Origin of the sequence: Zoogloea oryzae (genome assembly GCF_030161255.1) — a bacterium.
Lineage (GTDB): Bacteria > Pseudomonadota > Gammaproteobacteria > Burkholderiales > Rhodocyclaceae > Zoogloea > Zoogloea oryzae.
In genome coordinates this window covers 86,930-97,500 of the sequence record NZ_BSPX01000006.1, presented here as the reverse complement: position 1 = coordinate 97,500, position 10,571 = coordinate 86,930, and the positions used below count along the sequence as shown (strand labels likewise).

5 protein-coding genes, 2 rRNA genes and 1 pseudogene are annotated in these 10,571 nt (G+C 62.5%); 5 read left to right on the top strand and 3 right to left on the bottom strand.

Features of this window, described 5'->3' with window-relative positions:
* Positions 1-104 precede the first annotated feature (104 nt).
* From QQK25_RS04035 to QQK25_RS23595, 3 genes and pseudogenes are all read left to right on the top strand, one after another.
* Positions 105-2,986: ribosomal RNA gene (locus QQK25_RS04035) — 23S ribosomal RNA — on the top strand.
* Between the two features lie 116 nt (positions 2,987-3,102).
* Positions 3,103-3,215, top strand: a 5S ribosomal RNA gene (rrf, locus tag QQK25_RS04030).
* Between the two features lie 188 nt (positions 3,216-3,403).
* Positions 3,404-3,487, top strand: a pseudogene (locus QQK25_RS23595) (integrase core domain-containing protein); the annotation flags it as partial.
* Between the two features lie 137 nt (positions 3,488-3,624).
* Here QQK25_RS23595 and guaA read toward each other — a convergent pair.
* On the bottom strand, positions 3,625-5,187 hold the full coding sequence (gene guaA / locus QQK25_RS04025) for a glutamine-hydrolyzing GMP synthase (protein WP_284186786.1): 1,563 nt from the start codon (positions 5,185-5,187) through the stop codon (positions 3,625-3,627).
* Between the two features lie 153 nt (positions 5,188-5,340).
* Here guaA and QQK25_RS04020 point away from each other — a divergent pair, with 153 nt between their 5' ends.
* Together QQK25_RS04020 and QQK25_RS04015 are read left to right on the top strand one after the other, a co-directional pair.
* A complete protein-coding gene (locus tag QQK25_RS04020) occupies positions 5,341-5,931 on the top strand; it encodes a UbiX family flavin prenyltransferase (protein WP_284186785.1) in 591 nt (196 codons plus the stop codon).
* Between the two features lie 93 nt (positions 5,932-6,024).
* Entirely contained in the window at positions 6,025-6,825 is an 801-nt protein-coding gene (locus tag QQK25_RS04015) for a DUF2628 domain-containing protein (RefSeq protein ID WP_284186784.1), read from the top strand.
* Positions 6,826-6,933: 108 nt separating this feature from the next.
* Here the strand turns inward: QQK25_RS04015 and QQK25_RS04010 are convergent, their stop codons facing one another.
* The gene (locus tag QQK25_RS04010; protein ID WP_284186783.1) at positions 6,934-9,078 is read right to left on the bottom strand and encodes a site-2 protease family protein; all 2,145 of its coding nucleotides are present in this window, start codon (positions 9,076-9,078) and stop codon (positions 6,934-6,936) included.
* A gap of 12 nt (positions 9,079-9,090) precedes the next feature.
* Positions 9,091-10,551, bottom strand: coding sequence for an efflux RND transporter periplasmic adaptor subunit (locus tag QQK25_RS04005; protein WP_284186782.1), 1,461 nt, complete (start codon positions 10,549-10,551; stop codon positions 9,091-9,093).
* Positions 10,552-10,571: the final 20 nt, after the last annotated feature.

Here is a 10,571-nt window from a genome sequence, read left to right as displayed (position 1 = left end):
TTGCATTTGTATCAGGCTGGCTTTGAACCAGCACAGACCTGATACGCACAAACGCGAGTTCGCCTATGGCGTTGTTGCTCTGGAAACAGAGTGCAAGGTTATAGGATCAAGCGACAAAGTGCATGTGGTGGATGCCTTGGCGATCACAGGCGATGAAGGACGTGCAAGCCTGCGAAAAGCGGGGGGGAGCTGGCAATGGAGCTTTGATCCCCCGATGTCCGAATGGGGAAACCCACCCGCAAGGGTATCCCATCCTGAATACATAGGGATGTGGAGGCGAACCGGGAGAACTGAAACATCTAAGTACCCCGAGGAAAAGAAATCAACCGAGATTCCCCAAGTAGTGGCGAGCGAACGGGGATGAGCCTGCACGACTAAACCGGCTTCTTAGCAGAACAACCTGGAAAGGTTGGCCATAGTGGGTGATAGCCCCGTATGCGAAAAGTAGCCGGCGGGTCTGAGCGTGCGACAAGTAGGGCGGGACACGAGAAATCCTGTCTGAAGATGGGGGGACCATCCTCCAAGGCTAAATACTCGTGATCGACCGATAGTGAACCAGTACCGTGAGGGAAAGGCGAAAAGAACCCCGGGAGGGGAGTGAAATAGATCCTGAAACCGCATGCATACAAACAGTGGGAGCCTCGCAAGGGGTGACTGCGTACCTTTTGTATAATGGGTCAGCGACTTACGTTCAGTAGCAAGCTTAACCGGATAGGGGAGGCGTAGCGAAAGCGAGTCTGATAAGGGCGATTTAGTTGCTGGGCGTAGACCCGAAACCAAGTGATCTATCCATGGCCAGGATGAAGGTGCGGTAACACGCACTGGAGGTCCGAACCCACTAATGTTGAAAAATTAGGGGATGAGCTGTGGATAGGGGTGAAAGGCTAAACAAACTTGGAAATAGCTGGTTCTCCCCGAAAACTATTTAGGTAGTGCCTCGTGCGGACACTTCCGGGGGTAGAGCACTGTAATCGTTGGGGGGGTCATTGCGATCTACCCCGCGATAGCAAACTCCGAATACCGGAAAGTGATACACGGGAGACAGACGGTGGGTGCTAACGTCCATCGTCAAGAGGGAAACAACCCAGACCGCCAGCTAAGGTCCCAAATACATGGCTAAGTGGAAAACGAGGTGGGAAGGCATAGACAGCTAGGAGGTTGGCTTAGAAGCAGCCACCCTTTAAAGAAAGCGTAATAGCTCACTAGTCGAGTCGTCCTGCGCGGAAGATGTAACGGGGCTCAAGCCATGAACCGAAGCTGCGGATGCATTTTATGCATGGTAGGGGAGCGTTCTGTAAGTCTGTGAAGGTGTCTTGTAAAGGATGCTGGAGATATCAGAAGTGCGAATGCTGACATGAGTAGCGATAAAGGGTGTGAAAAGCACCCTCGCCGAAAGCCCAAGGTTTCCTGCGCAACGTTCATCGGCGCAGGGTGAGTCGGCCCCTAAGGCGAGGCAGAAATGCGTAGTCGATGGGAAACAGGTCAATATTCCTGTACCGATTCTAGATGCGATGTGGGGACGGAGAAGGTTAGGTCAGCCATCTGTTGGAATAGGTGGTTTAAGCGTGTAGGCATGCCCCTTAGGCAAATCCGGGGGGCTTAGCTGAGGCGTGACGACGAGCGCTCTTTGAGCGCGAAGTGATTGATACCCTGCTTCCAGGAAAAGCCACTAAGCTTCAGTCTAGAATTGACCGTACCGCAAACCGACACAGGTGGGCAGGTAGAAGATACTAAGGCGCTTGAGAGAACTCAGGAGAAGGAACTCGGCAAATTGATACCGTAACTTCGGGAGAAGGTATGCCCCTGTAGCTTGTAGGAGAACATCCGAAGGGCGACGGGGCCGCAGAGAATCGGTGGCTGCGACTGTTTATTAAAAACACAGCACTCTGCAAACACGAAAGTGGACGTATAGGGTGTGACGCCTGCCCGGTGCCGGAAGGTTAAGTGATGGGGTGCAAGCTCTTGATCGAAGCCCCGGTAAACGGCGGCCGTAACTATAACGGTCCTAAGGTAGCGAAATTCCTTGTCGGGTAAGTTCCGACCTGCACGAATGGCGTAACGATGGCCACACTGTCTCCTCCTGAGACTCAGCGAAGTTGAAGTGTTTGTGAAGATGCAATCTCCCCGCGGCTAGACGGAAAGACCCCATGAACCTTTACTGTAGCTTTGCATTGGACTTTGACGGGACTTGTGTAGGATAGGTGGGAGGCGATGAGACCGGGACGCTAGTTCCGGAGGAGCCGTCCTTGAAATACCACCCTGGTGTCGTTGAGGTTCTAACCTAGGTCTGTGAATCCAGATCGGGGACCGTGCATGGTAGGCAGTTTGACTGGGGCGGTCTCCTCCCAAAAGGTAACGGAGGAGTACGAAGGTCTTCTAGGTACGGTCGGACATCGTACTGATAGTGCAATGGCAAAAGAAGGCTTGACTGCGAGACCGACAAGTCGAGCAGGTGCGAAAGCAGGTCATAGTGATCCGGTGGTTCTGTATGGAAGGGCCATCGCTCAACGGATAAAAGGTACTCTGGGGATAACAGGCTGATTCCGCCCAAGAGTTCACATCGACGGCGGAGTTTGGCACCTCGATGTCGGCTCATCACATCCTGGGGCTGTAGCCGGTCCCAAGGGTATGGCTGTTCGCCATTTAAAGTGGTACGTGAGCTGGGTTTAAAACGTCGTGAGACAGTTTGGTCCCTATCTGCCGTGGGCGCTGGATATTTGAGGGGGCCTGCTCCTAGTACGAGAGGACCGGAGTGGACGAATCTCTGGTGTACCGGTTGTGACGCCAGTCGCATCGCCGGGTAGCTAAATTCGGAAGAGATAACCGCTGAAAGCATCTAAGCGGGAAACTCGCCTCAAGATGAGATATCCCTGGGAACTTGATTCCCCTGAAGGGTCGTTGAAGACCACGACGTTGATAGGCTGGGTGTGGAAGCGCAGTAATGCGTTAAGCTAACCAGTACTAATTGCCCGTGAGGCTTGATCCTATAACCTTGCAATACAAGGCAAACTCGAAAACGTGCGCAATCGCACCACCCAACACCACACTTCTTCACTTTGACGTTCAGCGCGTAACCACGCCGCAGAACGGTACAAGTTACAGTCTGACGACCATAGCGTCTTGGAACCACCCCTTCCCATCCCGAACAGGACCGTGAAACGAGACCGCGCCAATGATAGTGCACACACGTGCGTGAAAGTAGGTCATCGTCAGACTATCCATTCAACACCCCCTCAGGCTATTCGCCTCAGGGGGTGTTACGCTTTGGAAAACAACAATCGCCGTACCACGCGCTTGGCGTGAATCACCGTAAGCGCAATGAATTGACCGTAAGCCCCCGGCCAACTCATCTTCCCCCGGCCCCTTAGCTCGCTAACCGTAGTGTCGACTAGCCAATTGCGACTGGATCCAGTTCTACAACCACCAGCGGCCCCATCAGGCCCTGGATATGAAGACGCCGGCTGAGGCATTCGCATTAGCGGCGTGACCTGTGCAGGATTTGCTGGGTCAATACACGGCTCGACAAAATGGGGCTGAACTAGCTCCAGAAAACAAAAACCCCGGCATTGCCGGGGTTCTCGTGGGTTTTGCGAAGGCCGCCGATGGTATGCGGAGGAACGGGGATCACTCCCACTCGATCGTCGCAGGCGGCTTGCCGGAGATGTCGTACACCACCCGATTGATGCCGCGGACTTCGTTGATGATGCGGTTGGACACCTTGCCCAGCAGGCTGTGGGGCAACTCGGCCCAGTGGGCGGTCATGAAGTCGGCGGTCTGAACGGCGCGCAGCGCGACGACGTATTCGTAGGTGCGGCCGTCGCCCATCACGCCCACGCTTTTCACCGGCAGGAACACGGCGAAGGCCTGGCTGGTCTTGTCGTACCAGTCGGCGGCGCGCAGTTCGTCGATGAAGATGGCGTCGGCACGGCGGAGGAGGTCGGCGAAATCCTTCTTCACTTCGCCGAGGATGCGCACGCCGAGGCCCGGGCCGGGGAAGGGATGGCGATAGACCATCTCGTGGGGCAGGCCGAGGGCAACGCCCAGCTCACGCACTTCATCTTTGAAGAGCTCGCGCAGGGGCTCGAGGAGCTTGAGGTTGAGGGTTTCGGGCAGGCCGCCCACGTTATGGTGGCTCTTGATGGCGTGGGCCTTGCCGGTCTTGGCGCCGGCGGATTCGATCACGTCCGGGTAGATGGTGCCCTGGGCCAGCCACTTGGCGTTGGGCAGCTTGGCGGCTTCGGCCTGGAAGACTTCGACGAACTCGCGGCCGATGATCTTGCGCTTGGCTTCCGGGTCGGTCACGCCGGCCAGGTGGCCCATGAACTGCTCGGTGGCATCCACGTGGATGACCTTGACGCCCAGGTTGCGGGCGAACATCTGCATCACCATCTCGCCTTCGTTGAGGCGCAGCAGGCCGTTGTCGACGAACACACAGGTGAGCTGGTCGCCGATGGCCTTATGGAGCAGGGCCGCAACCACGGAGGAATCGACGCCGCCGGAGAGGCCGAGGATGACTTCATCCGAGCCCACCTGGGCGCGCACCTTCTCGATGGCCTCGGCCACGTAGTCGGGCATGTTCCAGTCGTTCTGGCAGCCGCAGATCTCGTGCACGAAGCGGGCAATCATCTCCTTGCCCTTGATGGTGTGGGTGACTTCCGGGTGGAACTGCACCGCGTAGAACTTGCGGGTCTCGTCGGCCATCGCGGCGATGGGGGTCGATTCGTTGGAGGCGATGACCTTGAAGCCGGTGGGCAGTTCGGTGACCTTGTCGCCGTGGCTCATCCACACGTCGAGCAGGCCGTGGCCTTCATCGTTGCTGCGATCCTGGATGTTGCGGAAGAGCGCGGAGTGGCCGCGGGCGCGGATCTCGGCGTAGCCGAACTCGCGCTTGCCGGAGCTCTCGACCTTGCCGCCGAGCTGGCTGGCCATGGTCTGCATGCCGTAACAGATGCCCAGCACGGGCACGCCGATCTCGAAGACGGCCGTCGGCGCCTTCCATTCGGTGGCTTCATAGACCGAATTCGGGCCGCCGGACAGGATGATCCCCTCGGGCGCGAAGTTGCGGACGAAGTCGTCGGAGACATCGTAAGGATGGATTTCGCAGTACACCTGCTGCTCGCGCACACGGCGGGCGATGAGCTGGGTGACCTGGGAGCCGAAATCGAGGATCAGGATTTTCTTGTGCACGGCGGGTTCCGGAGGTGAAAACGGGAAGCCGGCGATTATACCGCCAGCCGCAATCGGCTGCCCGTGCCGCGTTGTGCGCTGGTAGGCAAGGCGCGGCGGACGTGGCAGGATTGGGCGCCTCGTCCGGTCAATCCTTTTTTCCCCTGAACAAACATGAGCAAGCCCCGCATCATCGTCGGCATCAGCGGCGCCAGTGGTTTCCAGTACGGCATGAAGGCCCTCGAGCTCCTCAAGCCGATGGACGTGGAAGTGCATCTGGTGATCTCGAAGGGTGCCCAGCTCACCCGGGCGATGGAAACCGACGTGCCGCCCGGCGCGGCCGAGGCGCTGGCGGATATCGTCCATACGCCGCAGAACCTCGGCGCGGCGATCTCCAGCGGCTCGTTCCAGACCGTGGGGATGCTGGTGGCGCCGTGTTCCATGAGCAGCCTGGGGGCGATCGCCCACGGCATCACCGAAAACCTCCTCACCCGCGCCGCCGACGTGGTGCTGAAGGAACGCCGCCGGCTGGTGCTGATGGTGCGCGAGACGCCGCTGCACCTGGGCCATCTGCGCAACATGACTGCCGTCACCGAAATGGGCGGGATCATCTTTCCGCCGGTGCCGGCGCTGTATCACAAGCCGGCGTCGGTGGATGCGATCGTCACCCACAGCGTGGCGCGGGCGCTGGATCTGTTCGGCCTGCCGGTGGCGGGCATGCTCCGCTGGGGCGAGACGCCCGCCGAGCCGCCCGAGAATGGTTGAGGCAGGCGCCTTCAACTCCATGCCGTTTGCTTGTTGCGTCACTTCTGGATAGGCTTACAGCGATAAACACTTTTTGATCGTCAGAGGCAAGTCATGTCCGACCGCGAGGCGCTTTACCGGGCCGCCATCGGCCCCAAGAACCAGGATTACTATTTAAGCCGCTTCCTGGCTTTCGACGAGGCCGGCAAGGCCGGGCCCAGCTGGAACTGGCCGGCGGCGCTGCTGACCTTCTTCTGGTTCATCTATCGGCGGATGTGGGCGGTCGGCTTTGCCTATCTCGTGGCTGCCAACCTTCTCGCCTGGATCATCGGGATGATCTTCGGCGACATTGGCCCGCTCATTGCGCTGATCGCCCAGGTGGCGCTGCCGGGCATGTACGCCAACATGCTTTACCACGCCCACTGCAACCAGAAGATCGAAGAGGCGCTGGCCGCTGGCACCGATCCTGCCTATCAGCTGGGCGTGCTCGAAGGAAAGGGCGGAACGAGCCGCAGCGGGGCGATCATCGGTTTTGTGCTGCTGGGTTTCGTGGTGCTCGGGATGTTGGCGGCAGTGGCGATTCCCCAGTACCAGACGTACGTGAACAAGGCCAAGGTGGCCGAGGCCGCAGCCCTTGGGCGCAGGGCGGTCGAGTCGGTGGAAGCCTACCGGCGTCAGCACGATGAACTGCCGGCCAAGTTGGTGGAGGCGGGCTTCATTCCCACGCCGCCGCTTCACGTCTACGGCATCGAGATGGACGGGCCCGCAATGGTCGTCACGATCCGCCAGGGCGCGGGCTTTCCGGACGGCGGCCGGCTGATCTGGGAGCTCACCGAATCGCCCGACGGCAAGACCGCCTGGCGTTGCCGGGCCCAGCGTCTGCCGGTGCCGACCTTGCCGGAGGATTGCCGGTAAGCGTTAGGGGCGTGAAGTGACTTGCGTTGGTGTTTGTGTCTTTTAAAACATATTTTGTTTTAATAGACACAGAGCCCGCCTGGGTGTTTCCTGAATCTTGTCGGCGTCTTACCAGCCCGATTCGCGGATCAGCAGTGCGGCGCCGGAGCGGACAAAATCGCCGGCAAGGGATTTCGGCTGGCCGTAGATCGTCACCGAACCGCGCAGCACATGGCCCGGGGGCTGCTTGCCCTCATCCACCGCCAGCACCACGCGATACACCGCCCGCTCGGGAATCAGCTGCCCGTTGCGTTCGCGCACCAGCACCTCGCCGCCGTGGCCCACCGCCAGCATGGCGTCCGGCAGGGCGCGGGTGGCGTCCCGGTCGATGCGCACCACCTTCAGGGCGCGGGTCGGCAGGCCCGGGGTTTCCGGCAGGAAGCGGCCGGCGTCGCCCACCGACACGCGTTCCACTTCGGCGTCGGTGAGATAGGTTTCCACTTCCCACGCCTTAGGATCGATGAGCACGCCCAACTGCTGCTGACGGCCGACGGTTTCGCCCACGCGCAGGTCGGGCGCGATGTCGGCGAGCACCCCGTCGAAGGGCGCGGTGACGGTGTAGCGCTTGAGTTCGTCGGCGGTGCCGGCGAGTTCGGCCTTGGCGGCTTCGAGCTCCTCGACGGTGACCGGCTGGCGTGCGCGCAGGGTTTCGTCGAGGCCCGAGACTTCCGCCTGCCAGGCCAGCCGCGAGAAGCGGGCTTCGGCTAGGCGACGGCGGTACTCGGCGTCGTCGGTGCTGAGTTTCAGGATCACCTGGCCGGCGGTCACCGCGTCGCCGGGCTTTACCGGCATCGCCTCGATCTGCGCCGGGCCCGGGGAGAACAGCGGGTAGTGGCGCGCCGAGCGCATCAGGCCCTGACTGCTCACCTGGAAGTTCCACGGCACGATGGCAACGAGCAGCAGCAGGATCAGCAGCCATAGCTTGCCGCGACCGCCACCCTTGGCCTTGATCTCGGGCCAGCGGCTGCGCCACTCGGTGATTTCCTTCCACATGGGCAACATCACGAACCATCCGATCTCGACCGCAAAAAGCAGGATCCCGAGCGCCTTGAAGAAGTAGTGATACACCAGCAGGGCGATGCCGATGAAGAGCACCAGCCGGTATAGCCACACGCCGTAGGCGAAGAGGATGAGCCCCCGGCGACGGGCCGCCGGCAGGAACTCGGGCACCGGCTCGCCCAGGCCGAACAGGCGCTCGCGCAGGTCCCAGCGGGCCAGGGCGAAGGAGCGCGCGTGGAGGTTGGGAAAGTCGAGATAGTCGGAGAGCAGGAAGTAGCCGTCGAAGCGCATGAAGGGGCTCGCGTTGATCGCCACGGTGGCGACCCAGGTGGTGGTGGCCAGCATGAAGGCGGTGCCGCGCAGGGTGCCGTCGGGCAGCAGCGCCCAGGCGAGCGTTGCCCAGGCGGCCACGGCGAGTTCGGTGAGGATGCCGGCGGCGCCCACGGCGAGGCGGTCCTGCCGGCGGGTGAGGCGCCAGGCTTCGTTCACGTCGGTGTAGGCCACCGGCCACATCACCAGGAAGGCGACCCCCATGGTCGGCACCCGGCAGCCCAGCCGCCGGGCGGTGAAGGCGTGGCCGAATTCGTGGAGCACCTTCACGAAGATCAGCGCCACGCCGTAGCCCATCGCGCCCTGCCAGGTGAGGGTATCTACCAGCGTGGCGGCGAAGTGTTCCCACTGGCGCACCACCTGATACAGCCCCAGCGCCAGCGCGGCGAGGGTGACGCGCAGGAAGGTGGCGGAATAGAACAGCTCGACCCGCGGCAGCTGGCGCACCAGCCAGCGGTCCGGGCGGATCAGCGGCACGCGGAAGAACAGGTAGTGGTGCAGCAGCCATTGCCACAGGGTGTTGTGGCGGGCTTTTTCCTGAAAGACGAGGCGGGCTGTGCCGGCTTCGCCGAGGGGCCGGATGAGCTGGTGATCGGTGAGGAAGCGCACCACCAGATCCACGTCGTGCTCGTCGAGGTTGAGGGTGGTTTCGGCTTCGATGGCATCGACGATCTTCGCCGGATCGCCCAGGTGCCAGCGGGCGAGGATCTCGAAGGTGGTCCAGTCAATGCGGTAGAACTGGTTGCGCACCGGGTCGTGGAGGCTCCAGGTGGGCGCGCCATCAAGGCCAGCCGGGCCGTCGAGGAGGGCGAGTTCGTCACGCAGCGGCGGGAGGTTGCGGGGAAGATCGGCCGTGAGGGCGGAGGCGTCGAGGGCTGCCTGCATCGCGTGGGCTCCTCAGAGGCCGGTGGCCTGGCGCAGGCTCGCCAGCGGCCGGCGCAGCACCCAGTAGGCCAGCGGCACGTGCTCGCCGCGGACCTTCACCGTGCCCTTGAGGCCGACGCGGGGCTTTTCCTGACCGTCGGCGAGGGTGGCGCGCAGGCGGTAGGCAAAGCTGCCGTCGGGGCGCGAGACCGCCTCGTGGGCGAGGTAGCGCACGGTCGCATCCACCGGCTTGAGCGGCGAGGCGTTGAGGTAAAGGGTGACTTCGGCGCCCGGTGGCAGGTCGATGACGTCGCCAGGGCTGAGCCAGGCTTCGACTTCGGCGTCGTCGGCGCCCGCGATGGTGATGATGCGTTCGCCGGTGGACACCGGCTTGCCGATCCATTCGCTCGGGTCGTCCATCAGCACGATGCCATCCCGGGGCGCGGTGGCCTGGGCTTTGGCAAACTGAGCCGACAGCAGGTCGGCCTCTGCCTGACGCTCGGCGATTCGGCCTTGCAGGATTGCCAGCTGGGCCTTGCTCTTGGGGTCGAACACGGCCTGCTGGGCCGACTGGCGGTATTCGGCTTCGGCGGTCACCAGCCCTTGCTTGGCCACTGCGAGGCGGCTGGAGAGGGTGGTGAGATCGAGCTGGAACAGCTTGTCGCCGGCCTTGACCTGGCTGTTGGGGGTGACGAAGAACTTGTCCACCGTGCCGTCAAGCGGCGCGCGGACCACTGCCGGCTGGGCGGGTACGAGTTCGCCCGGGGCGAGCACGCTGAAGCGCACCGGAAACAGCGCCACGGCGGCGGCCAGGATCGAGTAGCGCAGGGTGCGGCGATGCCACAGGGCGGCCACGTTGGCGCGCACATCGGCGGCCTGCCACTGGCGCATCCGCTTGAGCCGGAAGCGCCAGCCATGAAAAGTGAGCCAGTGACGGCGCCAGGCCTTGCGGTCGGCAGCATCGGGCCAGGCGTCGGCGAGCATGCGCCAGCGGCTCCTGGCGTCGGGTTTGGCCTGGATCTGCCATTCGTGGGCCCAGATGTCGGCCCATTCGGTGATGAGGCCGATCTCGCCTTGCTGCCACGGGGTGTCCCGGGCAAGCAGCAGGCCGCCCGGGGTGGATTTTGAAAGGGGCACCCACAGGGCGTGGGCCGGGAGCCATTCGTCCCACTCGGCTGCCTCGGCGGGGGCCAGGGTGTTGGGCGACACCACGCAGGGGTTGTCGCCTTCCTTGAGGAGTTGCCGTGCGACCCGCTCCAGCCACTGGGCGAAGGGGGCGTTGGCATCCGGGCTGACCACCCCCGACAAGGCCACCACGCCCCGATCGGCCAGCCACAGGGCGGCTTGCCGGTAGGGCGCGAGGGCCAGGGTCTCGTTCACCGCGATGAAGCCCAGCTCCGCCGGCGACGCCGCCAGCCGGGCCCGACGCGCCAGGTGCAGCAGCGCGCCGAGGGAGTGGGAGATGAAGGCGTCGTTATCGGACGGGCTGCTCACGGTGACCTCGACTGGGTGGC

Bases quoted from the DNA above. Each gene is read 5' to 3' on its own strand.
- QQK25_RS04020 (WP_284186785.1), top strand. From the start codon at position 5,341: ATGAGCAAGCCCCGCATCATCGTCGGCATCAGCGGCGCCAGTGGTTTC.
- QQK25_RS04010 (WP_284186783.1), bottom strand. From the start codon at position 9,078: ATGCAGGCAGCCCTCGACGCCTCCGCCCTCACGGCCGATCTTCCCCGC.
- QQK25_RS04015 (WP_284186784.1), top strand. From the start codon at position 6,025: ATGTCCGACCGCGAGGCGCTTTACCGGGCCGCCATCGGCCCCAAGAAC.